Source organism: Enterobacter sp. BIDMC 26 (assembly GCF_000534435.1).
GTDB classification, from domain to species: domain Bacteria; phylum Pseudomonadota; class Gammaproteobacteria; order Enterobacterales; family Enterobacteriaceae; genus Enterobacter; species Enterobacter ludwigii.
In genome coordinates this window covers 3,223,108-3,248,993 of sequence record NZ_KI973182.1, presented here as the reverse complement: position 1 = coordinate 3,248,993, position 25,886 = coordinate 3,223,108, and the positions used below count along the sequence as shown (strand labels likewise).

General features: G+C 57.1%; 22 protein-coding genes and 1 riboswitch. Of the genes, 15 read left to right on the top strand and 7 right to left on the bottom strand.

The window, feature by feature from the left end; all coding sequences use genetic code 11:
- The first annotated feature begins 1 nt into the window (after position 1).
- The gene (gene glnE, locus L462_RS08150) at positions 2–2,860 is read left to right on the top strand and encodes a bifunctional [glutamate--ammonia ligase]-adenylyl-L-tyrosine phosphorylase/[glutamate--ammonia-ligase] adenylyltransferase (protein ID WP_155964437.1); all 2,859 of its coding nucleotides are present in this window, start codon (positions 2–4) and stop codon (positions 2,858–2,860) included.
- A 40-nt stretch (positions 2,861–2,900) separates the two neighbouring features.
- Complete coding sequence (gene hldE / locus L462_RS08155) at positions 2,901–4,331, top strand: bifunctional D-glycero-beta-D-manno-heptose-7-phosphate kinase/D-glycero-beta-D-manno-heptose 1-phosphate adenylyltransferase HldE (protein ID WP_020883633.1); 1,431 nt, start codon at positions 2,901–2,903, stop codon at positions 4,329–4,331.
- Positions 4,332–4,426: 95 nt separating this feature from the next.
- On the opposite strand, the gene ubiK is transcribed toward hldE, so the two are convergent.
- On the bottom strand, positions 4,427–4,723 hold the full coding sequence (ubiK, locus tag L462_RS08160; RefSeq protein WP_020883634.1) for a ubiquinone biosynthesis accessory factor UbiK: 297 nt from the start codon (positions 4,721–4,723) through the stop codon (positions 4,427–4,429).
- Between the two features lie 117 nt (positions 4,724–4,840).
- A riboswitch (FMN riboswitch) is annotated at positions 4,841–4,991 on the top strand.
- A 105-nt stretch (positions 4,992–5,096) separates the two neighbouring features.
- Between ubiK and ribB the strand changes: the two genes are divergently transcribed.
- Positions 5,097–5,750, top strand: a complete 654-nt coding sequence (gene ribB / locus L462_RS08165; RefSeq protein ID WP_014171649.1) for a 3,4-dihydroxy-2-butanone-4-phosphate synthase — start codon at positions 5,097–5,099, stop codon at positions 5,748–5,750.
- Between the two features lie 67 nt (positions 5,751–5,817).
- Here ribB and zupT read toward each other — a convergent pair whose 3' ends face one another.
- Positions 5,818–6,591 carry a zinc transporter ZupT gene (zupT, locus tag L462_RS08170; protein WP_014171648.1) on the bottom strand — a complete coding sequence of 258 codons (774 nt, stop codon included), beginning with the start codon at positions 6,589–6,591 and terminating at the stop codon, positions 5,818–5,820.
- A gap of 196 nt (positions 6,592–6,787) precedes the next feature.
- Here zupT and ygiD point away from each other — a divergent pair, with 196 nt between their 5' ends.
- Positions 6,788–7,576: a 4,5-DOPA-extradiol-dioxygenase gene (gene ygiD, locus L462_RS08175; RefSeq protein ID WP_032678980.1), complete on the top strand. Its 789-nt coding sequence runs from the start codon at positions 6,788–6,790 to the stop codon at positions 7,574–7,576.
- 69 nt (positions 7,577–7,645) lie between these two features.
- Here the strand turns inward: ygiD and L462_RS08180 are convergent, their stop codons facing one another.
- The 3 genes from L462_RS08180 to tolC form a co-directional block, all read right to left on the bottom strand.
- The gene (locus tag L462_RS08180; protein ID WP_014171646.1) at positions 7,646–8,806 is read right to left on the bottom strand and encodes a glutathionylspermidine synthase family protein; all 1,161 of its coding nucleotides are present in this window, start codon (positions 8,804–8,806) and stop codon (positions 7,646–7,648) included.
- Between the two features lie 2 nt (positions 8,807–8,808).
- Complete coding sequence (locus L462_RS08185; RefSeq protein WP_014171645.1) at positions 8,809–9,474, bottom strand: DUF1190 family protein; 666 nt, start codon at positions 9,472–9,474, stop codon at positions 8,809–8,811.
- A gap of 190 nt (positions 9,475–9,664) precedes the next feature.
- The gene (gene tolC, locus L462_RS08190; RefSeq protein WP_020883637.1) at positions 9,665–11,143 is read right to left on the bottom strand and encodes an outer membrane channel protein TolC; all 1,479 of its coding nucleotides are present in this window, start codon (positions 11,141–11,143) and stop codon (positions 9,665–9,667) included.
- 204 nt (positions 11,144–11,347) lie between these two features.
- Here tolC and nudF point away from each other — a divergent pair, with 204 nt between their 5' ends.
- The 5 genes from nudF to parE are packed head-to-tail and all read left to right on the top strand — an operon-like array spanning position 11,348 to position 15,756.
- Positions 11,348–11,980 (top strand): ADP-ribose diphosphatase, encoded by a 633-nt coding sequence (nudF, locus tag L462_RS08195; protein ID WP_014171643.1) that lies wholly within the window; start codon positions 11,348–11,350, stop codon positions 11,978–11,980.
- Positions 11,977–12,399, top strand: coding sequence for a DUF1249 family protein (locus L462_RS08200; RefSeq protein ID WP_014833293.1), 423 nt, complete (start codon positions 11,977–11,979; stop codon positions 12,397–12,399). Before nudF ends, L462_RS08200 begins: the two co-directional genes overlap by 4 nt.
- Before the next feature lie 27 nt (positions 12,400–12,426).
- Positions 12,427–13,254 carry a 3',5'-cyclic-AMP phosphodiesterase gene (cpdA, locus tag L462_RS08205; RefSeq protein ID WP_014171641.1) on the top strand — a complete coding sequence of 276 codons (828 nt, stop codon included), beginning with the start codon at positions 12,427–12,429 and terminating at the stop codon, positions 13,252–13,254.
- Complete coding sequence (gene yqiA / locus L462_RS08210; RefSeq protein WP_025203008.1) at positions 13,254–13,835, top strand: esterase YqiA; 582 nt, start codon at positions 13,254–13,256, stop codon at positions 13,833–13,835. The genes cpdA and yqiA overlap by 1 nt, the downstream gene beginning before the upstream one ends.
- A gap of 28 nt (positions 13,836–13,863) precedes the next feature.
- Complete coding sequence (parE, locus tag L462_RS08215; protein WP_020883640.1) at positions 13,864–15,756, top strand: DNA topoisomerase IV subunit B; 1,893 nt, start codon at positions 13,864–13,866, stop codon at positions 15,754–15,756.
- Positions 15,757–15,839: 83 nt separating this feature from the next.
- Here parE and L462_RS08220 read toward each other — a convergent pair whose 3' ends face one another.
- Complete coding sequence (locus L462_RS08220) at positions 15,840–17,981, bottom strand: TonB-dependent siderophore receptor (protein ID WP_032678979.1); 2,142 nt, start codon at positions 17,979–17,981, stop codon at positions 15,840–15,842.
- Between the two features lie 384 nt (positions 17,982–18,365).
- On the opposite strand from L462_RS08220, the gene L462_RS08225 reads away from it, so the two are divergent.
- From L462_RS08225 to L462_RS08245, 5 genes are read left to right on the top strand one after another with little or no spacing between them, the layout of a single operon-like run.
- Positions 18,366–19,178, top strand: a complete 813-nt coding sequence (locus L462_RS08225) for an ABC transporter ATP-binding protein (RefSeq protein ID WP_014171637.1) — start codon at positions 18,366–18,368, stop codon at positions 19,176–19,178.
- Complete coding sequence (locus L462_RS08230) at positions 19,175–20,158, top strand: FecCD family ABC transporter permease (RefSeq protein WP_032678978.1); 984 nt, start codon at positions 19,175–19,177, stop codon at positions 20,156–20,158. The genes L462_RS08225 and L462_RS08230 overlap by 4 nt, the downstream gene beginning before the upstream one ends.
- A complete protein-coding gene (locus L462_RS08235; RefSeq protein WP_032678977.1) occupies positions 20,155–21,195 on the top strand; it encodes a FecCD family ABC transporter permease in 1,041 nt (346 codons plus the stop codon). The genes L462_RS08230 and L462_RS08235 overlap by 4 nt, the downstream gene beginning before the upstream one ends.
- A gap of 9 nt (positions 21,196–21,204) precedes the next feature.
- Entirely contained in the window at positions 21,205–22,155 is a 951-nt protein-coding gene (locus L462_RS08240) for an iron-siderophore ABC transporter substrate-binding protein (RefSeq protein WP_032679733.1), read from the top strand.
- Entirely contained in the window at positions 22,152–23,039 is an 888-nt protein-coding gene (locus L462_RS08245) for a MurR/RpiR family transcriptional regulator (protein WP_014171632.1), read from the top strand. Before L462_RS08240 ends, L462_RS08245 begins: the two co-directional genes overlap by 4 nt.
- Before the next feature lie 5 nt (positions 23,040–23,044).
- On the opposite strand, the gene L462_RS08250 is transcribed toward L462_RS08245, so the two are convergent.
- Positions 23,045–23,884, bottom strand: a complete 840-nt coding sequence (locus L462_RS08250; protein ID WP_020883647.1) for an AraC family transcriptional regulator — start codon at positions 23,882–23,884, stop codon at positions 23,045–23,047.
- A 166-nt stretch (positions 23,885–24,050) separates the two neighbouring features.
- On the opposite strand from L462_RS08250, the gene L462_RS08255 reads away from it, so the two are divergent.
- The gene (locus L462_RS08255) at positions 24,051–25,865 is read left to right on the top strand and encodes a DUF2264 domain-containing protein (protein ID WP_032678975.1); all 1,815 of its coding nucleotides are present in this window, start codon (positions 24,051–24,053) and stop codon (positions 25,863–25,865) included.
- Positions 25,866–25,886 lie beyond the last annotated feature (21 nt).

The window sequence follows — 25,886 nt, the reverse complement described above, 5'->3', positions numbered from 1 at the left end:
TATAATGCCGCTTTCTTCGCAGTTACAGCAGCAGTGGCAGACCGTTTGCGAACGTCTGCCTGAGTCATTACCGGCGTCATCGTTAAGCGAGCAGGCCAGGAGCGTGCTCACCTTCAGTGATTTTGTGCAGGAAAGTATCACCGCTTACCCGGGCTGGCTGGAGGCGCTTGAGCGCACCCCGCCGCAGGCAGACGAGTGGCGGCATTATGCGGGCTGGTTGCAAACCGCACTTGAAGAGGTCGCGGATGAAGCGACACTGATGCGCGTCCTGCGCCAGTTCCGCCGCCGGGTGATGGTGCGTATTGCCTGGGCTCAGGCGCTGGAACTGGTCAGCGAAGAAAGTACCCTGCAGCAGCTGAGCGAGCTGGCACAGACGCTGATTGTTGCCGCACGGGACTGGCTCTATGCCGCCTGCTGTAAAGAGTGGGGCACGCCGTGCAATGAGGATGGGGTTCCTCAGCCACTCTTGATTCTGGGCATGGGCAAGCTCGGGGGCTGCGAACTGAATTTCTCCTCGGATATCGACCTGATTTTTGCCTGGCCGGAGAACGGCTCCACACGTGGGGGCCGCCGTGAACTGGACAATGCGCAGTTCTTTACCCGTCTCGGGCAACGTCTGATTAAAGCGCTGGATCAACCTACCCAGGATGGTTTTGTCTATCGCGTGGATATGCGCCTGCGCCCGTTTGGCGACAGCGGTCCGCTGGTGCTGAGCTTTGCGGCACTGGAAGATTATTACCAGGAGCAGGGGCGCGACTGGGAGCGTTACGCGATGGTCAAAGCGCGGATCATGGGAGACAGCGACGATGCCTACGCCAACGAGCTGCGCGCCATGCTGCGCCCGTTCGTGTTCCGTCGCTATATCGACTTCAGCGTTATTCAGTCGCTGCGCAACATGAAAGGAATGATCGCCCGTGAAGTGCGCCGTCGGGGCCTGAAGGACAACATCAAGCTCGGCGCGGGCGGCATTCGCGAAATCGAATTTATCGTTCAGGTCTTCCAGCTGATCCGCGGCGGACGTGAGCCTTCACTGCAATCCCGTTCGCTGCTGCCGACGCTGTCAGCCATAGAGCAACTGCATCTGCTGCCGGAAGGCGACGCGCAGATCCTGCGTGAGGCCTATCTGTTCCTGCGCCGCCTGGAAAACCTGCTGCAAAGCATCAATGACGAGCAGACCCAGACTTTGCCAGGCGATGACCTGAACCGGGCGCGGCTGGCCTGGGGAATGCACGTCGACGACTGGTCAACGTTGACCGGGCAACTGGATGCGCATATGGCCGGCGTGCGCCGTGTCTTTAACGCGCTGATTGGTGACGATGAAAGTGAATCGCAGGACGATACGCTCTCTGAACACTGGCGCGAATTGTGGCAGGACGCGCTGCAGGAAGATGACACCACGCCGGTGCTGGCGCACCTGAGCGACGACGATCGCCATCGTGTGGTGGCGTTAATTGCTGATTTCCGTCTCGAACTGAATAAACGGGCCATTGGTCCGCGCGGTCGTCAGGTGCTGGATCATCTGATGCCGCACCTGCTGAGCAACGTCTGCTCGCGTGCGGATGCGCCGGTACCGCTGTCGCGCATGATGCCGCTGCTGAGCAGCATCATCACCCGTACGACCTATCTTGAGTTGCTGAGCGAGTTCCCGGGCGCGCTCAAGCATCTGATTACGCTTTGCGCCGCCTCGCCGATGGTGGCCAACAAGCTGGCGCGGTATCCGCTGCTGCTGGATGAGCTGCTCGATCCCAATACGCTCTACCAGCCGACGGCAACGGACGCCTACCGTGACGAGCTGCGTCAGTATCTGCTGCGCGTACCGGAAGAGGACGAAGAGCAACAGCTGGAGGCGCTGCGTCAATTTAAGCAGGCGCAAATGCTGCGCGTGGCGGCGGCAGATATCGCCGGAACGCTGCCAGTGATGAAAGTGAGCGATCACTTAACCTGGCTTGCAGAAGCGATCATTGATGCGGTGGTGCATCAGGCATGGATTCAGATGGTGGCGCGCTACGGCCAGCCGAAACACCTTGCTGACCGCGAAGGCCGCGGTTTTGCCGTTGTGGGTTACGGTAAGCTCGGCGGATGGGAACTGGGGTACAGCTCGGATCTCGATTTAATCTTCCTGCATGACTGCCCGGCAGACGTCATGACCGACGGCGAGCGTGAAATCGACGGGCGTCAGTTCTACCTGCGTCTGGCCCAGCGCATTATGCATCTGTTCAGCACCCGCACGTCATCCGGCATTTTATATGAAGTGGATGCGCGTCTGCGTCCTTCCGGCGCGGCCGGCATGCTGGTGACCTCAACGGAGTCCTTCGCTGAGTACCAGAAGAATGAAGCCTGGACGTGGGAACATCAGGCGCTGGTGCGTGCCCGCGTGGTGTACGGCGATCCGTCGCTGAAAACGCAGTTTGATGCCATTCGTCGGGAAATTATGACAACCCCGCGTGACGGCAGCACGCTGCAGACCGAGGTGCGTGAGATGCGCGAGAAAATGCGCGCGCACCTGGGCAATAAGCATCGCGATCGCTTTGATATTAAAGCGGATGAGGGCGGCATTACCGATATTGAATTTATTACGCAATATCTGGTGCTACGCCATGCGCACGCTAAACCGAAGCTGACCCGCTGGTCTGATAATGTGCGTATTCTGGAGCTGCTGGCGCAAAACGACATTATGGATGAGCAGGAGGCGCAGGCCTTAACGCGCGCCTATACCACGCTGCGCGACGAGCTGCACCACCTGGCCTTACAGGAGCAGCCTGGCCACGTCGCGCTGGACTGTTTCGCCACTGAACGCGCGCAGGTCACCGCCAGCTGGCAGAAGTGGCTGGTGGAACCGTGCGTAACAAAACAAGTGTGATATTATCGCGCGCAAATTGTGAATCTTTCTGGAGTCAGGAATGAAAGTAACACTGCCAGAGTTTGAACGTGCTGGAGTTATGGTTGTCGGGGATGTCATGCTGGATCGCTACTGGTACGGGCCGACCAGCCGCATCTCTCCGGAAGCACCGGTACCGGTAGTTAAGGTCGACACCATTGAAGAGCGTCCTGGCGGCGCGGCAAACGTGGCGATGAACATTGCCTCTTTGGGCGCGCAGTCGCGTCTGGTTGGCTTAACCGGCATTGACGATGCGGCGCGTGCGCTGAGCAAGTCGCTGGCGGACGTGAACGTGAAGTGCGATTTCGTTTCGGTTCCGACACACCCGACGATCACCAAACTGCGCGTTCTGTCGCGTAACCAGCAGCTGATCCGCCTCGACTTCGAGGAAGGCTTTGAGGGCGTTGATCCTGAGCCGCTGCACGAGCGCATTAACCAGGCGCTGAGCACTATCGGCGCGCTGGTGCTGTCCGACTACGCCAAAGGTGCGCTGGCAAGCGTACAGCAGATGATCCAGCTCGCGCGTAAAGCCAATGTGCCCGTGCTGATCGACCCGAAAGGTACTGACTTTGAGCGCTATCGTGGCGCAACGCTGCTGACGCCAAACCTCTCTGAGTTTGAAGCGGTGGCGGGCAAATGTAAGACGGAAGAAGAGCTCGTTGAGCGCGGCATGAAGATCATTGCTGACTTCGAACTCTCCGCGCTGCTGGTGACCCGCTCCGAGCAGGGGATGACGCTGCTGCAGCCTGGCAAAGCGCCGCTGCATATGCCGACCCAGGCGCAGGAAGTGTATGACGTGACCGGTGCCGGCGACACGGTCATTGGCGTTCTGGCGGCGACGCTGGCGGCAGGGAACTCTCTGGAAGAAGCGTGCTACTTCGCTAATGCTGCGGCAGGCGTGGTCGTCGGCAAGCTGGGGACTTCCACCGTTTCGCCGATCGAACTGGAAAACGCGGTGCGTGGTCGTGCCGATACCGGTTTTGGCGTGATGAGCGAAGATGAGCTGAAAGTGGCCGTTGCCGCCGCCCGTAAACGCGGTGAAAAAGTGGTGATGACCAACGGCGTGTTCGACATCCTGCATGCCGGTCATGTCTCTTATCTGGCCAATGCGCGTAAGCTGGGCGACCGTCTGATTGTGGCGGTGAACAGCGATGCGTCGACGAAACGTCTTAAAGGTGAAACGCGTCCGGTGAACCCGCTGGAGCAGCGCATGATCGTGCTGGGTGCGCTGGAAGCGGTGGACTGGGTGGTGTCGTTTGAAGAAGATACCCCGCAGCGCCTGATTGCCGGTATTTTGCCGGATCTGCTGGTGAAAGGCGGCGATTACAAACCGGATCAAATCGCGGGCAGCGAAGAGGTCTGGGCTAATGGCGGTGAAGTGATGGTGCTCAACTTTGAGGACGGGTGCTCAACCACCAACATCATCAAGAAGATCCAGAAAGACAGCAAATAAAGTCAGCAAATAAAAAACGGGCCATCTGGCCCGTTTTTTTCACCCTCTCTTTGCAGGAGGGGGTATCTTCGCAAACAGCCCGTTATACGCGGCTGTTATTCTGCTTCATCAACCGGTGGAATGGCCGGAGCCGGTTTTACTTCCGCTGGCGTATTGCGGTTTTCCAGCTCGTTCAGACGCTGCTCCAGCAGGGCCAGCTTCTCGCGGGTACGCAGCAGAACCTGCGTCTGCACGTCAAACTCTTCGCGGCTGACTAAATCAAGGCGAACCAACTGCGCCTGCAGCGTCTGGCGGATTTTCTTCTCTACGTCATCCCCAAACTCACGAATACCTTTTGGCATAGACTCATGAACCTGACGCGCAATTTGCTCAATTTTCTTCGGGTCAATCATTGTGGCTTCCCTTGATAAGACGGTGTTAATGAACATTGTAGCGCGTCATGCCCCAGGATAAAGGAGATTTTATGTCTGCGCATTGCCCAGGGTAATCAATCGCGTTATAGTTATCTCGCTTATTCTCAGGGCGGGGCGAAATTCCCCACCGGCGGTAAATCAGCGTAACGCTGAAAGCCCGCGAGCGCTTTGGGTCACTACTCAAAGGACAGCAGATCCGGTGTAATTCCGGGGCCGACGGTTAGAGTCCGGATGGGAGAGAGTAACGATCAAGTCGGGCCTGGCCCGCTCACGTTATCTTTTTGCCGCTTATACGGCGCTCCTAAGACTGCCCTGATTCTGGTAACCATAATGTTAATGAGGTTTTTTTACCATGAATCAGACGCTACTTTCCTCTTTTGGCACTTCTATTGAACGTGTTGAACATGCACTGGATGCACTGCGCGAAGGCCGCGGCGTGATGGTGCTTGACGATGAAAACCGTGAAAATGAAGGCGACATGATTTTCGCCGCCGAAAACATGACCGTTGAGCAGATGGCGCTGACCATCCGTCACGGTAGCGGCATCGTGTGCCTGTGTATCAACGAAGACCGTCGTAAGCAGCTCGACCTGCCCATGATGGTTGAAAACAACACCAGCGCCTTTGGAACCGGTTTTACCGTGACCATCGAAGCGGCACATGGCGTGACCACCGGCGTGTCGGCGGCTGACCGTCTGACCACCGTGCGTGCCGCGATTGCCGATGATGCGAAGCCATCAGACCTGCATCGTCCAGGGCACGTCTTCCCGTTGCGTGCGCAGGCTGGCGGTGTATTGACCCGTGGCGGTCACACCGAAGCGACCATTGACCTCGTGACCCTGGCAGGCTTTAAACCTGCGGGCGTACTGTGTGAACTCACCAACGACGATGGCACCATGGCACGTGCGCCGGAGTGCATCACCTTTGCCCGTCTGCATAATATGCCCGTGGTGACGATTGAAGATCTGGTGGAGTATCGCCAGGCGCACGCGCGCAAAGCCAGCTGAAAGGGCCGATGTGAAAAAGCCGGGGAAACCCGGCTTTTTTGTTGTGAGACGTTAATGCGCTATTGTTTTAGCCGATCCCTGCCGTTTGCAGCAGCACCAGGCTCAAGCCCATCACCGACATACCGCACAGCACGCCATAGCTTGGGTTATTATTCGGATCGATCTCTTTCGCCAGCGGCATCAGCTCATCCACGGAGAGCGCCACCATTATCCCGGCCACGGCGGCCATGATAGCGGCCATCACCACAGGCGAGACCAGGCTGCCCAGAATCAACCACGCCAGCACGCCGCCGAGAATTTCGGCCATCCCCGAGATCCCCGCCCAGAAGACCGCGGTCCGTTTCGAGCCCGTGGCGGCATAAACCGGCCCGGCCACCGCCAGTCCTTCAGGAATATTGTGCAAAGCGACCGCCAGGGCGATACCAAAGCCCATCTCCAGATTGCTGCTGGCGGTGACATAGGTTGCTACGCCTTCCGGGAAGTTGTGCAGGCTTATGCCGAGCGTTAACAGAATGGCCGTGCGCTTAATATTGCGCGGCATCGGGGTCACGCTTTTTTGCATTAAATCCTGCGGATGCGCGTGCGGCAGCATGCGGTCGAGGGCAAAGTAACCAAGCAGGCCGAATACAAACATGCCATACCCCAGCACCGGAGACATGCCTTCGGTGCCCAGTGCGGCAGGGAGCATCTCCATCAGAGAGATGAGCAGCATGATCCCGGCAGCAAAGCCCAATGAGAAGGCCAGCACGCGGTTAGACGGCTTTTGACCAAGCACACCGAGAATGGCACCGATGAACGTTGCGGCGCCCGCCAGTATAGTCAGGATCAAGGGGACTGACATGCATTGCTCCTTATGATAATGATTATCATTAATATTAATGGTTCATTTCGGTCAAAGCGAGAGGCGAAACCCTGCTTTACACATTCCTTACATTCAAATTTCCTGATGATGATCTTCACGCTTATCAGCGTTCATCCGGGCGAGATTGCGCGTAATGTAGAACCATTAAATTGACACCTTCTGTAAGGATATCACCATGACTTCTTCCCGTATGCCAGCACTGTTTTTAGGCCACGGTAGCCCAATGAACGTTCTGGAAGACAACGTCTATACCCGAGTATGGCGTCATCTGGGCGAGACGCTACCGCGTCCGAAAGCGATTGTGGTGGTGTCTGCGCACTGGTTTACCCGGGGCACGGGCGTGACCGCAATGGAAACGCCAAAAACCATTCATGATTTCGGTGGCTTCCCGCAGGCGTTGTACGACACGCACTATCCGGCACCCGGCTCGCCAGCGCTGGCCCGACAGCTGGTGGAATTACTCGCGCCTGTGCCCGTGGCGCTGGATAACGAAGCCTGGGGCTTTGACCATGGCTCGTGGGGCGTACTGATAAAGATGTATCCCGAGGCGGACATCCCAATGGTGCAGTTGAGTATCGACAGCACTAAACCGGCGGCCTGGCACCTGGAGATGGGGCGAAAAATGGCGACCTTACGCGACGAGGGCATCATGCTGATCGCAAGCGGCAACGTGGTACACAACCTGCGTACAGCGCGCTGGCACGGTGAGAACACGCCATACCCGTGGGCGACATCTTTTAACGATTACGTGAAAGCGAATCTGACCTGGCAAGGGCCGGTTGAGGAGCATCCGCTGGTGAACTATCTGGATCACGAAGGCGGTTCACTCTCTAACCCGACGCCGGAACACTTTCTGCCGTTGCTGTATGTACTGGGCGCGTGGGATGGTCAGGAGCCGATCAGCATACCGGTCGATGGCATTGAGATGGGAAGCTTAAGTATGTTGTCGGTGCAGATTGGATAACGTATGCATGCCTTTCCCAAAGAGAAAGGGCCGGGGTGAGGGCTTCCGCTCGCACCCCGGCACACCCGATCACTCGACGAAAATGTGCGGATAGAACCGTGACAGATCCTGCGTGATCAGCGCGCGATCTTCGCGGATGCCAATCCCGGCTGGCTGATCGTTGATGAGCCAGCTGCCAATCAGGGTATAGCTGTCACCAAACTTCGGCAGTTGATAAAACGCCTGGACGATCATTCCTTCCTCGCCATAAGGCCCTTCAACGGCTTCCAGCGTTTTGCCATTTTCAATAATCGACACGTTCGCCCCTTCACGGGAGAAGATCGGTTTAACGACGTATTTCTCCATCGGCGGGTGATCGTCTTCCGCAAAGTAAGCCGGCAGCAGGTTCGGATGGTTCGGGAACATCTCCCACAGCATCGGCAGCAGGGCTTTGTTGGAGATAATGCTCTTCCATGCCGGCTCCAGCCAGCGCACGCCGGCGTCTTCCAGCTTGGTGGAGAACATTTCACGCAGCATGTATTCCCACGGGTAGAGCTTGAACAGGTTGCTTATCACCTGATCCTGCAGGTCAGTAAACTGACCTTTCTCACCCAGGCCGATATCTTCGATATAGAGAAACTCGGTCGCCACTTCAGCTTCGGCCGCGCAGTCCTGCAGATATTGCACCGTGCCACGGTCTTCTTCCGTGTCGCGGCAGCAAGCAAGGTGCAGCAGATTAAAACCATGCTGTTCGCGCAGTTCAGCGAAACGCTCAATCAGCTTTTCCTGCAGGCTGTTGAACTGGTCGCTGCCTTGCGGCAGGTTGCCGGCATTGGCCTGGTCTTCCAGCCAGATCCACTGGAAGAACGCCGCTTCGTACAGCGAGGTTGGCGTATCAGCATTGTTTTCCAGAAGCTTAGGATCGCCCACGCCGTCCCACGCCAGATCGAGACGTGAGTAAAGCGAAGGCTGGTGGGTTTTCCACGACTGGCGGACGAAACTCCAGGTGTGCTTCGGAATGCGGAACTTCGCCATCAGCGCGTCGCTGTCGATGACTTTATCCACCACTTTCAGGCACATCTGGTGCAGCTCGGCGGTCACCTCTTCCAGTTTCTCAACCTGGGCAAGCGTGAGCTTGTAGTAAGCGTCTTCACACCAGTATGGCTCGCCGTACATGGTGTGGAAGTTAAAACCGTATTCGGTCGCTTTTTCGCGCCAGTCCGGGCGCTCGGTGATACTGACTCGTTCCATGATCAGCCGCCCATTGAGCGAGTGGACGTGCCTGACGCGCTACGCTGCATGCTGGTCTGTTTCGCCACAGACTCACCGAACCCGCCACGGGTAATGGTGCTGGTGGTCGCGGGTTTCGGAGCCATCGCCGTTTTCGGTACGGTTACGGAGCGGCCAGGGGTGGCTGCGCCATAGCCTTTGCCGCTGGCATCGGTATATTGACCATAAGCCGGGCTGGCCGGGTTTTTCGAGCTAAACAGCGGCTGCTGCTGGTAACCCGCACCACCACTCATCAGGCGGCCCATCATGTAACCTGCCATCAGCGGCATCCAGAAACTGCCGCTGGACTGGGCCTGTGCCTGGTTTTCAGGGGCTGTGCCTGCCTGAGCCGGTGCCTGCTGACACTGACCTTCACCGAACTCTGCCACGCAGTCTTCACGTGAAGCATATTTCGGCGCAGTACGTTCCGCCTCTTTCAGGGCGTTGGTATATGCCGTTTTACACTCTGCGGCGTTGCCGGTTGCAGCAGAACAGTCGTCCGCGTTTTGATAAAGCGAAACTGTTTCATCGCTTTTCTCACAGCCTGCCAGCATAAAGACTGCCGTGACGGCCAGCGCAACAGGGGTGAGATGACGCGCGTTCCAGCTTTTGCGGAACGAAGCGTGATTGATAGATTTTGTCCGTTTCATCGTTGTCTTCCTGGACCCAGTGGTAATAACGCTCAGGATAGAGGATGAGTGGTTGAAAATGAAGCGATGATGGCCGGAATGAGGGGGATCTTTACGTTGGCTTACGTTCAGGTGTGATTTGCGTACGCCCTCTCCCGAAAGGAGAGGGGTATAGCGAAGGCATCAGGCCGCAATGGGCCCGATGACATGCTTAATTGCGGAACGGATTGTTACCGCTGCTGGCGGGGGCAGTCGTACGTGCGGCAGCTGGCTGCGCGGCAGGTGCAGCACCGTTACCGTTGAAGTTATCAACGGCGGCAACCTGCTCAGGGTTCTCTGGCGCAACATTTTCCGGAGAAGTAGAGACAGGTTTACCCAGGGTGCTGTTCAGCATCTGCAGATCCTGCTCGTTCAACGTACCCAGCGCCTGTTTGATGTTCAGCTGGTTAATCAGGTACTGATAACGTGCGCTGGAGAGCTGCTGTTTCGCGTTGTACAGCGTGGTGGTCGCGTCCAGGACGTCAACGATGGTACGCGTACCCACGGAGTAACCCGCTTCCATGGCATCAAGAGAGCTCTGCGCAGACACAACGGCCTGTTTATAGGCGTTGATGCTGCTGATAGAGGCATTCACGTTGTTGAAGGACGAACGAACGGTCTGTACCACGTTGCGGTGGGCACTTTCCAGCTGTTCGCTCGCGCCAACAAAGTTGTACTGCGCCTGTTTCACCTGAGAGGTCACCTGGCCGCCCTGGTACAGTGGCAGCGAGAAGTTCAGACCCACTTTGTTCTGACCCATGTTGCTGTCGTCGTACTGGGAGGTGTTCGTTTTGGAACCACTGTAAGTGGTATCAGACACGCCGGTAGACGCGCTCAGGCTCAGGGTCGGCAGGTGGCCGTCCTGTGCCTGACGGATTTGCTCGCGGGCCAGATCCTGGCTCAGACGCGCCTGCAGTAACGTCAGGTTGCGGTTTTCCGCTTCTTTCAGCAGGGCGTTAACGGCCTGCGGTTTATCCGTTTTGAAGCTGTCGACGTTCAGCGACGCCAGCTCAGGGTAGTAATTCCCGGTAACCTGACGCAGGGATTCCAGCGCGTTATCGAGGTTGTTACGTGCGGTCACTTCGTTGGCCAGGACGCTATCGTATTGTGAACGGGCGTTCTGAACGTCAGTGATTGCCACCAGACCCACATTGAAACGCTGGGTGGTTTGATCTAACTGGCGGTAAATCGCCTGTTTCTGCGCTTCGGTGTAGGAGAGCGAGTCAATTGCGCTCAGCACGTTGAAGTATGCGGTGGCGGTGTTCAGGATCAGCGTCTGCTGATCGGTCTGATACGTCACATCCTGGATGCCCGCGCTCTTTTCCTGCAGGGTCAGGGCACGCCATTTGGACATATCAAACAGCGTCTGTGTTAATTGCAGTGAGGCGCTGGTAGCATTGGAGTTAACGCCATTGGCGTCGCGGAAGCCGTTGCTGTAGGTATAATCTGCACCTAAACCTAACTGTGGCAGCAATGGGCTACGCGCTTCGTTAATCTTTTCAAACGCAGCATCACGATCGGCCGCTGATTTACGTAAATCAGGGTTGCCCAGACGTGCCTGCTGGTAGACCTGTAACAGGTTTTCCGCCTGGCTCATTGCACTGAAGCCCGTCAGGCTCAGGCCGATAAGGATGGGGAGCAATTTCTTCATTTGCATTCCTTGTTGTGAAGCAGTATTAGCGCTGATCTAATTAAAAAATAATTGCCGATTCTAACAGAATCTTCCATACCAAAAGGTTGGCGTTACGTGCCATCTGGCGGTAATTTGCACCAATCTACCATATAGCCTTACAAACGGCAGCCAAACAGCCTTGAAATTCATAATTTCATCACCATTGCTACCAGGACTCGACTCATGCAAAAACCAGAAAACTTGCCCGTGACATTCGCGAAAAACGATGTAGAAATTATTGCACGAGAAACGCTTTATAGCGGTTTTTTTTCAATGGAACTTTACCGTTTCAGGCATCGCCTGTTTAACGGCGAAATGAGCGGTGAAATCAGACGCGAAATTTTTGAGCGCGGGCATGCGGCAGTCTTGCTACCCTTTGACCCAGTGCGTGATGAAGTCGTGCTGGTGGAGCAGATCCGCATTGCCGCGTATGACGTCAGCGCCAGCCCCTGGCTGCTGGAGATGGTGGCCGGTATGATTGAAGAGGGCGAATCGGTCGAAGACGTTGCCCGCCGCGAGGCGCTGGAAGAGGCGGGGCTGGTGGTTGGCCGGACAAAACCGGTGCTGAGTTATCTGGCAAGCCCAGGCGGCACCAGCGAGCGCTTGTCCATTATGGTGGGCGAAGTGGACGCCACGACGGCGGAAGGGATCCACGGTCTGGCAGATGAAAACGAAGATATTCGGGTTCATGTGGTGAGTCGGGAGCAGGCTTATCAGTGGGTAGAAGAGGGGAAAATCGACAACGCAGCGTCTGTCATCGCTCTGCAATGGCTGCAACTGCATTATCAGACTTTACGAAACGAGTGGAAAAAATGAAGCGTTATACACCTGACTTCCCAGAAATGATGCGCCTGTGCGAAACCAATTTCGCACAATTGCGCCGCCTGCTGCCGAAAAACGACGCACCCGGCGAAACGGTGAGCTATCAGGTGAGCAACGCGCAGTATCGATTAACGATAACAGAATCAACGCGCTACACTACGCTTGTCGAAATTGAACAAACGGCGCCCAGCATTAGCTACTGGAGCCTGCCGTCGATGACGGTGCGCCTTTACCATGACGCGATGGTCGCTGAAGTGTGTTCAAGCCAGCAGATCTTTCGCTTCAAAGCGCGGTATGATTATCCGAATAAAAAGTTGCATCAACGCGACGAAAAGCATCAAATTAACCAGTTTTTAGCCGACTGGCTAAGATATTGTTTAGCACATGGAGCAATGGCGATTCCGGTTTGTTAGCGTCATAAACCTACCTAAGGACACCATTTGGAAAGCCTGTTGAACCTGACTGTTGCTGGTGGGGCACCAGTCAGGATATTACAAATCACCGATACCCACCTTTTTGCCGAAAAGCATGAAACTCTGCTTGGGGTGAATACCTGGGAGAGCTATCAGGCGGTACTTAGCGCCATTCACGCTGAAAATCGCCCATGCGATCTGATTGTCGCGACGGGCGATCTGGCGCAGGACCAATCCTCCGCGGCCTACCAGCATTTCGCTGAAGGCATCGCGAGTTTTAGCGTGCCTTGCGTCTGGCTACCGGGAAATCACGATTTCCAGCCTGCCATGTACAGCTCGCTGCAGGATGCGGGGATCTCTCCGGCAAAATGTGTTTTTGTGGGTGACCACTGGCAGATCCTGCTGCTGGACAGCCAGGTCTTTGGCGTCCCACACGGTGAGTTAAGCGACTTTCAACTCGACTGGCTTGAGACCAAACTGTCTGCCGAACCTGAACGTCATACGCTGCTGTTGCTGCATCATCATCCTTTGCCGGCGGGCTGTAGCTGGCTTGATCAACACAGCCTGCGCAACTCTGCCGCGCTGGACAGAGTGCTGGCGAAATTCCCGCGGGTGCAGAATCTCCTGTGCGGACATATTCATCAGGAACAGGATCTCGACTGGAATGGCCGCCGACTGCTGGCCACACCCTCGACCTGCGTTCAGTTCAAGCCGCATTGCGCAAACTTTACCCTGGACACCATCGCACCGGGCTGGCGCTGGCTCGAACTGCATCCCGATGGCCTGCTCACCACGGAAGTCTGCCGTTTAACCGGCGCAAAATTCCGCCCGGACACCGCTTCAGAAGGCTATTGATGTCTACGCTCCTCTATCTGCACGGATTCAACAGTTCGCCGCGCTCTGCGAAAGCGACGCAGTTTCGCCAGTGGCTGAGCGAACATCACCCGCACGTTGAGATGATTATCCCTCAACTGCCGCCTTACCCGGCGGAAGCCGCAGAAATGCTGGAATCGGTAGTGATGGAACACGGCGGCGAATCGTTCGGCGTGGTCGGTTCTTCGCTGGGCGGATATTACGCCACCTGGCTCTCGCAATGTTTTATGCTGCCTGCGGTGGTGGTTAACCCGGCGGTTCGGCCATTTGAGCTGCTGCGGGACTTTCTCGGGCAAAACGAGAACCCCTACACCGGCCAACAATATGTGCTAGAGTCACGCCATATTTACGATCTCAAAGTTATGCAGGTAGACCCGCTTGAAGCGCCCGATCTTATCTGGTTGCTGCAACAGACGGGTGATGAAGTGCTGGATTACCGCCAGGCAGTGGCGTATTACGCATCCTGCCGCCAGACTATAGAAGAAGGCGGAAACCATGCTTTCACGGGCTTTGAGAATCATTTCACCCAGATTGTCGATTTTCTTGGACTGCACAGCCACTGACAATCAATGCGAACTGCTAGTTTAAATCATGACGCAAACCTATAACGCTGATGCCATTGAGGTACTCACCGGGCTTGAGCCGGTTCGCCGCCGCCCTGGGATGTACACCGATACGACACGCCCAAACCATCTGGGCCAGGAAGTTATTGATAACAGTGTGGATGAAGCGCTGGCTGGCCATGCCAAACGCGTTGACGTCATCCTCCATGCCGATCAGTCGCTGGAGGTCATCGACGACGGACGCGGCATGCCGGTGGATATCCACCCGGAAGAGGGTGTGCCAGCCGTTGAGCTGATCCTCTGTCGTCTTCATGCGGGCGGTAAGTTCTCCAACAAAAACTACCAGTTCTCGGGTGGTTTGCACGGCGTGGGGATCTCCGTGGTTAACGCCCTGTCCAGACGCGTGGAAGTCAACGTCCGCCGCGACGGTCAGGTGTATAACATCGCCTTTGAAAACGGCGAGAAGGTGCAGGATCTGCAGGTCGTCGGCACGTGCGGCAAGCGCAATACCGGGACCAGCGTCCACTTCTGGCCTGACGAAAGCTTCTTCGACAGTCCTCGTTTCTCTGTTTCACGCCTGACGCACCTGCTGAAAGCCAAAGCGGTACTGTGCCCTGGCGTGGAAATTACCTTTAAAGATAACGTCAACAACACCGAACAGACCTGGCGCTATGAAGACGGTCTAAACGACTATCTGTGCGAAGCCGTTAACGGCCTGCCAACCCTGCCGGAAAAACCGTTTGTCGGTAATTTCACCGGTGATACGGAAGCGGTGGACTGGGCGCTGTTGTGGCTGCCAGAAGGCGGCGAGCTGCTGACCGAAAGCTACGTCAACCTGATCCCGACCATGCTTGGCGGTACGCACGTCAACGGTCTGCGTCAGGGGTTGCTGGATGCAATGCGCGAGTTCTGCGAATACCGCAACATTCTGCCCCGCGGCGTGAAGCTGTCGGCGGAAGATATCTGGGATCGCTGCGCCTACGTTCTGTCGGTGAAGATGCAGGATCCACAGTTCGCCGGTCAGACCAAAGAACGTTTGTCCTCACGTCAGTGTGCGGCGTTCGTCTCCGGCGTGGTCAAAGATGCTTTCACCCTGTGGCTGAACCAGAACGTGCAGGCCGCCGAGATGCTGGCAGAAATGGCCATTTCCAGCGCCCAGCGTCGTCTGCGTGCCGCCAAGAAGGTGGTGCGTAAAAAACTGACCAGTGGCCCGGCGCTTCCGGGCAAGCTGGCGGACTGTACCGCGCAGGATCTGAACCGCACCGAGCTGTTCCTCGTGGAAGGGGACTCGGCAGGGGGCTCTGCCAAGCAGGCGCGCGATCGTGAATATCAGGCGATCATGCCGCTCAAGGGTAAGATCCTGAACACCTGGGAAGTGTCGTCGGATGAAGTGCTGGCCTCGCAGGAAGTGCATGATATCTCCGTTGCGATCGGCATCGATCCGGACAGCGACGATCTGAGCCAGCTGCGCTACGGTAAGATCTGTATCCTCGCGGATGCGGACTCCGATGGTCTGCACATCGCTACGCTTCTGTGCGCGCTGTTTGTGAAGCACTTCAGGACGCTGGTGAAAAACGGTCACGTCCACGTGGCGCTGCCGCCGCTCTACCGTATCGACCTCGGCAAAGAGGTCTACTACGCGCTGACGGAAGAGGAAAAAGCGGGCGTACTGGAACAGCTCAAGCGTAAGAAGGGCAAACCGAACGTGCAGCGCTTTAAAGGGCTGGGCGAGATGAACCCGATGCAGTTGCGCGAAACCACGCTGGATCCAAACACCCGCCGCCTGGTGCAATTGACCATCAGCGACGAAGACGAACAGCAAACCAACGCCATGATGGATATGCTGCTTGCCAAGAAGCGTTCGGAAGACCGACGCAACTGGCTGCAGGAAAAAGGCGATATGGCGGATATTGAGGCCTGATGCCCTCTCTTTACCCCTCTCCCACCGGGAGAGGGGATGGAACGAAGGCCCGGTAGGCGCTAGCGCCACCGGGCTTTTTTACATCAAAATTCCATCTTCACCGTAAACTGCACTTCACGCGGATCGCCTGGCTGGTTGCCGAGGTTATTGGTCGCAATCGACGAGGTGTAGTAGGTCTTATCAAACAGGTTCTTCACGTTGACCTGAAGCGTCACCGGATACTGTAGCTTCATTTTATAGGCCGCAAAGGCATCAGCAACAACGTACCCTGGCAAATAATAATCCGCACCGTTGGTCGCGGAGCGACGGCTCACGCCGTGTCCACCGCCGCCAATTGTCAGGGTATTCCCGCCGATGACATTGTGAATATCGTACGTCAGGAACAGCGAACCGGTATGGCGCGGCACGTTTGGCAGCGGTTTGCCGGCGTAATCCGGGTCTTCCAGCACTTTCGCATCGGTGTAGCCATAGCTGGCAATAATATTGGTGTTCTCGGTCAGAGAGCCTGCCAGATCCACTTCCACGCCCTGTGAGTGCACGCGGCCAGCGGTTTTAGCAATGTTTTCACCCGCCACGCTTTCGGTGTACAGCACGTTGCGCTTGTGGATATCAAACAGCGCGATGTTGGCGGTAATACCGTTGAACAGGTCAAATTTAGCGCCGACTTCGTAGGCATTGGACGTTTCTGGTGGCAGGTCGCCAATGTAGCTCGCGATGGACGATTGCGGCATAAACGTCTGGGCGTAGTTAGCAAACAGCGAGACGGATGGCGTGAGCTTATAGACCAGCCCCAGCTTCGGCGTCCACTGCTCGTCGCGGCTGTCGGTATTGACGTTGAATGGTCTGCCCTTGCCCGCGTACTGGGTGTAATACTGATAACGCAGCCCGGCGACGGCAATCCATTTATCCGTCAGGTACAGGGCGTCCTGAGCGTAAGCGGAGTAACTCTCCTGTTTGAGCGTCTGATCGCTGTCCGCGGTGGAAACGGTCGTACACTTGCTCAGATTGCCGTAAGACGGATGGTAAATATTGAAATCTTTTACATTCTTACAGCGAATCATATCCGTGCGCAGCAGGTCGTAATTCTCATACGACACGCCGGTCAGGATCTCATTGTAAAAGCCCGCGATATCCACGTTCCCCTGCAGGTCTGCACGGGTGGAATGCATGCGCTGCGTTGAGCCTTGCGTCGCATCCACACGACGGGTCAGGTTGCCGGTTTTCGCGTCATAGGCCATCACCCGCGCCTGGTTATCGCTGTATTTATCCTGGCTGTAGCTGTAATCGAACTTCGCTGTCCACTGGCTGTTAAGGCGGTATTCCGCGTTGAGCTGCGCCAGATCGGACTGGCCATCGGTAATGTTGAACGGCTCGTCAAATCGGGTTTTACGGTCAACATTCACCGGCTGTTTGGTCGTGAGATCGAAGATCGTGCCGCGATCGAACGGCGTCTTATAATCACGATGTGAATAGAGCACGGTCACGGTGGCGTCATCACCAAACCAGGTCAGCGAGGGCGCGATAAAGGTGCTGCGCGCCTTGCCGAAACTTCGCCAGTAATCTTCGTCCTGGTACTCGCCCGTCAGGCGGTAAGCCAGGCGCGTTCCTTCAATGGGACCTGTGACATCGAGCTGGCCGGTACCGCCGCCAAAACTTGAGGAGGTGCCCGAGATCGAACCGCCAAACTGTTTTTCCGGACGTCGGGTGACCACATTGATAAGCCCTCCCGGATCGAGGATGCCGTACAGCGTTGAGGCCGGTCCCTTGAGGACTTCCACACGCTCGGTGGCCGCGTTAAAGCTGCGCGGCAGCACGGTGCGCAGGCCGTTGGTCATGATTGAACCGTCGCGGTTCGCGCCAAATCCACGGCGTACAAACGCATCCTGCGTGCCGCCCAGCGTGTTGGTCTGCACCACGTTACTGACGTTATAGAGGGCTTCATCCAGCGTGGTAGCGTGCTGATCTTCCAGCACTTTATCGCTGACAGTATTTACCACCTGCGGGATATCCAGCATCGGCATGTTGGTCAGCGTGGCGGTGGAGGTGTTCAGCGGCTGATAGCCGTTGGTGGCATCGACCACGGCATTAGGATCGGCGGTGACGGTAAGCGTTTCGCCGTCCTGAGCCGCGGTGTTGTCTGCTGCCTGCACCAGCGGCGCCATAAACAGCAGTGAAAAGAGCGCGCGCCCTTTTACCCCAGAGAGTGAAGGAGTGAACGTAGCCATTACATCTGTTTTCCCGAAATATCCCGCGAATGAAGCGTCACGGAAGAATGTGTGAGTCATTGCCCTTTACGGTCTGCTCGTTAGCCATCGCTGGCATCGAACATGTAATTGAGAATCATTCAATCATGCGCTGATGTAGTAGTAAATGGAAAAAAGCAAAAATCGACTACAGCAGCATGTCCCCTCTGATACTTAGCGTGGTAAGTAATTAACTTGTTGAAAATAAACTAATTAATGCGTTTAGCGGTTTTCCCATTTCTGCACGATAACCCTGGGGTTTTAAGGGTGTTTCTTCTCTTGACTACTACATGGCGCAGCGGCAAACTCTCAAAAGAGAATGAGTTTTATTTTTATTTGTTAGTTTTTTATTAAGTTGGCGTTCACGTGGCTCACAACACGAATAAGTCAGGACTGGTTCTTGAGAACCTCTCTGCTGGCTATCAGAAAAAAATCATCGTCGATGAGATCTCGCTTGCGATCCCCCCACAGAAAATAACCGTTCTGGTGGGCGCGAACGGCTGTGGAAAATCCACGCTACTGAGCACGATCGCACGTCTGCTGCAACCGCTCGGGGGAGCTGCGCTGCTGGATGGCAAAGCCATTCATCAACAGCCAACCAAAGCGGTCGCCCGTCAGCTGGGCATTCTGCCGCAGTCACCGCTGTTGCCGGAAGGGTTAACCGTGTTTGAGCTGGTTTCGCGCGGGCGTTTCCCCTGGCAAAATTTTATGCGCCAGTGGAGTGACGAAGACGAGCAGGCCGTGGAAGAGGCACTGCGCCTGACCGGTACGGCGGAGTTTGCCCATTTGCCGGTGGAAAGCCTTTCCGGCGGCCAGCGTCAGCGCTGCTGGATTGCGATGGCGCTGGCGCAGCAAACGCCCTATATCCTGCTCGACGAGCCGACAACGTTTCTTGACCTCCGCTATCAGGTGGAAATCCTTGAACTGCTGCATACGCTGACCCGCCAGCACGGGCGCACCGTCGTGGTGGTGCTGCACGATCTTAACTTTGCGGTGAACTACGGTGATTCCCTGGTCTTTTTACGCCAGGGGAAAGTCGAGGGCGTGCTTCACGAGGGCGATACCTGTACGCCGGAACTGATCAAAGCGGTGTTTGAGGTTGACGTACATATGTCAGTTAATCCGCTCACCGGCAAACCGTTCTTCATGCCGTTTCGCCAGGTCGCAGAAAAATCATGATGCGAACGTCACTGGCTTTTCTGCTCTTTGCGCTGCTGCTGGTGATGGGCGCAATTGCACACCTGGGCACGGGCGCGCGCGTTATTTCTCCCCTGACGGTCGTGCAGGCTTTTGTCGATTTCGACCCGCGCAATTTCGACCATAACATCATTATCAGGCTGCGCCTGTTACGCCTCCTTGCGGCCATGCTGACCGGCGCTGCACTTGGCGTGGCAGGCGTCTTGCTGCAGTCCGTTATCCGTAACCCGCTGGGCGAGCCGCATATTCTGGGGCTGAATGCCGGCGCCGCGCTGGCTGTCGTGCTGACAAGCGCACTCGGGTTCACCCTGCCGTTTGGTCGCCCGCTGATTGCCGCCACCGGCGCCGCCGGGCTGTTTCTGCTGGTACTGATGCTCTCCTCTTCGGGACGCACCGGGTTGACGCCGATGAAAGTCACCTTGTGCGGGGTGGCGATGTCGGCGTTCGCCTCCTCGATTACCGCCACGGTCCTGATCCTTGATGAGCAGACGCTTCTCGCCTTACGCACCTGGCTGGCGGGGGATTTGGCGGGGATAACAGAAGGGACGCTTCGCAGCGCTTCGTGGGCCGCTGGCGCGGGTTTCGCCCTTGCGCTCTGGCTGTCGCGGTCACTCAATATGCTGGCACTGGGGGACCGGATGGCCCAGGGGCTTGGCGTATCGCTTCTCAGGACGCGCCTGTTCGCGCTGCTTTCAATTGCGCTGCTGTGCGGCGCGGCAGTCTCCGTTGCCGGGCCGATTGGTTTTATTGGCCTCGTGGTGCCACAGCTGATACGGCGTCTGGTGACGGTGGATCTGCGCGTGATGGTGCCGCTTTCAGCCCTGTGTGGAGGGTTGGTTTTGCTGCTGGCGGATCTCGCCGCCCGCACGCTGTTTACCCCTTATGAACTGGCGACCGGCATTATGACCGCGCTGGTCGGTGCTCCCGTCTTTATCTTTATGGCCTCGAGGGCGTTCAAATGAGCCGGGCCGGACTGCGCGCGTTGCGTATTGGCACCTTTTCTACGCTGGTACGCCCGAGGGCGCTGGCCTGCCTTGCGCTGATTTCGCTCGCGGCCTTTATCCTGCTCGGGTTTGGCCTGACGCACGGCTCGCTGCCGATCCCGACGTCGGTCATCGGACGGGCGCTGCTGTATCCGCAAAGTCTGGAGGCGGATACGCGCTACATCGTGATGGATATCCGTCTGCCGCGTCTGCTGATGGCGGTGTTATGCGGTGCCATGCTTGGCATGGCGGGGGCAGCGATGCAGTCTGTCACCCGTAATGGCCTTGCCGACCCGGGGCTTATCGGCGTGAAAGAGGGATGTAGCGCGGCGGTGCTGGTGCTGATTTTTCAGTTCCCGGCGCTCAGCCTGGCCTGGCGACCGCTGGCGGGAATGGCGGGGGGCATACTCACCGCGCTGCTGGTGGTGGCGCTGGCGCGCGATATTTCGCGGCCGCGATTTATCCTGACGGGGATCGGCGTTTCCTGGGCGTTTGCCGCGGCAATGGGGGTCTTTATGACCACCGCCGACGTGCGTGACGTGCAGACGGCGATGCTGTGGCTGGCGGGAAGCCTGCATGCAGCAAACTGGACGCTGGTAGGCATTGCGGCAGCCTGGACGCTGCCGGCATTTGTGCTATTGCTGTTGACCGCGCGCGCCGCAGACGTGGCCCTGATGGGCAACCCCACCGCAACGGGGCTTGGCGTACACACCTCGCGTCTGGCGCTGCTGCGCGTGCTTGCCCCGGTGGTGCTGACTGCGGCCTGCGTCTCCTGCGTGGGCAGTATCGGTTTTGTGGGACTGATTGCGCCACATATGGCACGCCTGCTGCTGCGCGGCGGACAAACCGCGCTGCTGACGGGAAGTGCCGTGCTGGGTGCGCTGCTGGTTCTGCTGGCAGATAACGTCGGACGTCTGGCTTTCCTGCCGCTGCAGCTGCCGGCAGGCGTAGTCATTTCATTGATTGGCGGACCGTTTTTCCTGCTGCTGCTCTGGCAGCGACGGGACAGATTTTAGGGGATGGTGATGCGTATACTTTTTTCGATGTTGTTGCTGGTGGGGTTTACCGTGAGTGCGGCGGAGCCGACGCAGACGTTTACCGACGATCTGAACCGCAAGGTGACTGTGCCCCTTCACCCAAAGCGAATTGTCTCGCTGCACGATCTGGATATCACCATTCCGCTGATTGAGCTCGGCGTGCCGCCAGTGGCGAGCCACGGGCGCACGCGGCCGGACGGTAGCCATTTTCTGCGCGCCAGCGGCATGCTGACGGGCGTTGATTTTGATAACGCCGACATCAAATTTATCGGCTCCGCGGATATTGACATCGAGGCCATCGCCGCTGCAAAGCCGGATCTGATCATCACCGAACCGACCCGTAACACGCCGGTTGAACAGCTGGAGAAAATTGCCCCGACGGTGAGTATCGATCATCTCGATGGCGGCGCGCCGGAGATCTACCGCAAGCTGGCACAGCTCACGGGCACGGAAGCCCGGTTGAAGATCCTTGAACGTCGCTATCTGGAGCAGATTAACGCCCTGAAAGCGACCATCGACACCCGCAACATCACCGTGTCGGTGATACAGGCCAACCAGGGCAAAATCAACGCCATGCACAGCTACCACTCGCTGGGGCGCGTGCTGCGCGACGCAGGATTCACATTCCCGCCGCTGATTGAGTCCATCCCTGACGGCGGTCGAATTGACGTCAGCGCCGAGCGTCTGCCCGAGCTGGATGCAGATTTTGTCTTTGCCACCTGGCGCGGGGATACCGGCGGCAAACCGCAGGATGAGCTGGCAGCGATGGATGCCGTGATGCCTGGCTGGTGTCAGTTCCTCAATGCCTGTCGCACCGGCCACTACGTACTGATCTCCCGTGAAGAGGCCATCTCGAACTCCTTTGCCTCCTTAGGCCTGATGGCCGCCCAGGTGCAGTCGCAGATTGCCGGTCGACCGCTGCCGGAGGCGTCACAGTGATCAGAAAAGACAAAGCCCGGGTTGATGTCTATGGCGACCGCTTTCGCTCGCGGGGGCACCAGCTCACGCCGCGCCTGCTGCAGGTTGCGCGTTACATCAATGAAAACCGCGAAGCGGTGATGGAGCAGACGGCGATGGAGATTGCCGCGTTGCTGAAAACCTCGGACGCTACGGTGGTTCGCGCCATTCAGGCTCTTGGCTTTGCCGGGCTGCGTGACCTGAAGCAGACTCTGGAGCAGTGGTTTGGGCCGGTGGTCTCCTCCAGCGAAAAAATGTCCACCACGGTGAATACGCTCACCAGCGACGTGAACGCGAGCATCGATTTTGTGCTGGAAGGGCATCAGCATACCTGTGACGTGCTATCCGAGCCGCACAACCGCTACGCAATGGCGCAGGCGGTGTCGTTGCTGGCGCAGGCACGTCAGGTCGCGATCTTTGGGATTGGGGCTTCCGGCATTCTGGCCGAGTACACTTCCCGGCTGTTCAGCCGTATCGGCCTGCCCGCTATTGCGCTCAACCGCACCGGCATTGGTCTGGCAGAGCAACTGATAGCCTTACAGCGCGGCGACGTGCTGGTGATGATGGCGCAAAAATCGGCCCACCGGGAAGGACAAACCACGCTGCGTGAAGCGAAACGGCTGGGTATTCCCACGATATTGCTGACCAATGCTACGGACTCGCGCTTCAGCAAAGAGGCCAGCGTGGTGATCCACGTTCCGCGCGGCGGTGAAAAGGGCAAAATTCCGCTCCACGGCACGGTACTGCTGTGTCTGGAGATGATTATTTTATCTGTAGCGTCAACGGAGCCCCAGCGCACCATCAGGTCGATGAAGCGCATTAACGAATTTCATCGCGGGTTAAAACCGGGCAAGAAGAGCGGGTGAGGGGATCACGCCGCGCCATGATTTTTCCGGTACTGCAGCGGCGTCTCGCCAATCCCTTTTTTAAAGGCGCTGATAAACCACGTCACATCTGAAAATCCCACCCGCGCGGCAATCTCACGCACGCTGGCATCACTGTGCAGCAAGTACTCGCAGGCTTTTCGCAGCCGCAGCGTATTCAGATAGTCGTGGATCTTCTCGCCTGTTTCCGCATGGAATTTTCGCGATACATAGCTGCGTGATTTTCCCAGCTCAGCCGCCAGCGCATCCAGGCGAAATTTCTCCCGATAGTGCTCATCCAGCCAAAACATTACCTGACTTGCCACCCCCTGACTGCTCCCCGGGGCACCGTCGTTATCATCCGGCAGCATGGCAAACAGGCTAATCAACAGCCCGGCAATGTTTTCGCTGTTCAGCGGCGGCTGATAACAGCCAAGAAGATAATCGATATGCTTCTGGCAATGCGCCAGGTCAGCGACCCAGGCCTCGCCACCACGACGAGACAGCTTCTGCAGACGCTGCTGAGCCTGCGGAAAATCACGCAGGGTTTTCAGTACGGCATGCTGGTCGAGATGAATAATGGTGCGCCTGTAAAGGGCCTCTGCCTTCTCGTCCACCATCACCTTATGCAGGGTAAACGGTGGGAAGAAAAACAGCCGCCCGGGGCGCATGGTGTAGTGACGGTTATCGACAATCGCCACGCCAAAGCCTTCTTCCACATAGAGAATTTCCAGACACTGATGCCAGTGGTGATAGCGCACCGTATTGGCGAACAGGCGGCTAAACGACACCACGGTGTCATTTAAGGTAATCAGCTCCAGATGATCGGATGTTGGCGTGTCGCGCATAGTGCAATAAAACTCAACTTTTTCCCGTCAGAATCTCTTTATAAACCACCTTTTTAAATTTTCTTAACTGTGGGTTTATTCATCGCTCTTAGCTGTGACATGGCTAACATTTCTGCCCCGTGTGGATTCACTATGCTTTGCCGCAGTTGATTACGAGGGTGAGCGTATGTGGGCGGCAAATAAAGAAAAATCAAATCCGTTGTCTTCACGCCAGGATATCGTGGCGTCACTGAATACTCTGTTGAGTGCGCTGGATAAAGCGTTTGCGCCGGGCAGTTCACGATTTTCGCTGGGTGAAACCTGTGCGCATTACAGCACGGATATCGCGCAGATGGAGGGACTCTCACGTGCGCTATGGGGGCTGTTTCCGCTGCTGGCATCCGGCGATGCCAGCCCCTTTTGCGAAAAATACCTTACCGCGATCAAACTCGGCACCGATCCGCACAGTGACGGTTACTGGGGCGAAACCGGCCCCTACGATCAGCGTCTGGTCGAGATGGCGGCCTACGGTCTGGGGCTTGCCCTGCTGGGGGATAAACTCACCGCGCACTTCACCGGGCGCGAGGTCATAAACCTGCACGCATGGCTCAACCAGATCGCCCATGCGCAAATGCCGGACAGCAACTGGAACTACTTTGCCATTATGGTGCAGCTCGGTTTTAAGCGCGCTGGCCTGCCGTATGACCAGACGGCGATTGACCGACGGTTTGCAATGATGGAGGCCTATTATCTGGGCGATGGCTGGTATTCCGACGGGCCGGGGCGGCCGAAAGATTATTACATCTCGATGGCATTTCATTTCTACGGCCTGATTTATGCCACCCTGAACGGTGACGAGGAGAGGTCGCAGGTGCTGCGAGCGCGTTCGCGCCTGTTCGCCGAAGATTTTATCTACTGGTCAGCCGCCGACGGTGCCTCGGTACCGTTTGGTCGCAGTCTGACCTATCGCTTTGCAATGGTCGCCTTCTGGAGTGCCGTCGCCTTTTCCGGTCTGGAGGTGTTCACGCCGGGGATTGTGAAGGGCATCGTGCTGCGCCATCTGCGCTGGTGGCAGCAACAGCCCATCACCGATCGGGACGGTATTCTGACCCTCGGTTTTGCTTATCCGAACCTGGCGATGTGTGAGGACTATAACGCCCCCGGCTCGCCATACTGGGCGTTGAAAACTTACCTGATTCTGGCGATGCCGGAGGACCATCCGTTCTGGCAGGCTGAAGAGCAGCCACTGCCCGCGCTTGCGGAAAAACGCGTCATCCCGCATGCACTGCAGATCCTGATGCATGCCGGTCAGTCGCAGCACGTCACCCTGCTTACCGCCGGGCAGCTTGAGCTGAATAACTACGTGAATACGGAAGCCAAATACACCAAATTTGCCTACTCCAGCCGCTTTGGTTTCACGATTGAGCGCGGACGGTTTGGCCTGAAACATGCCGCCTGCGACTCCATGCTGCTGCTGGCAGACGGGGATAACTATTTCCGCGGGCGCCGCGAATGTGAAGCGGTGCGGATCACTGAAGATTATCTCTACTCACGCTGGTCTCCGTGGCATGACGTCCATATCGAAACCTGGCAAGTGCCGTTTGGTGAGTGGCACCTGCGCCTGCACCGTATCAACAGCGCCCGTCGACTGAATACGGCGGAGGGCGGATTTGCGGTGATGAACACCGAACCGCAGATCCGTGAGAACGGATGCTGGCTTGTCGCCGGTAATGGCACCAGCGTGCTGGTCGATCTCTCTCCGGTGATTAACCGTGAACCGGACAGCATCGTCACACCGCCGAACAGCAGCATCATGTTCCCGGAATGCGCTGCCATTCCGCTGTTGAAAACCACGCTTGCGCAGGGGGAGAGCTGGCTCTGTTGTGCCGCCGTCGCCGGCGAAAGCCAGCCGGTTATGGCAGTCCCACAACTGAATATCAGCGAGAACCGGGTTGTTATCCGCGAGCCCGGCAGTGAGCGACAGCTGTCGTTCTCATTATAAAAACTCTGACCCTACACGTCG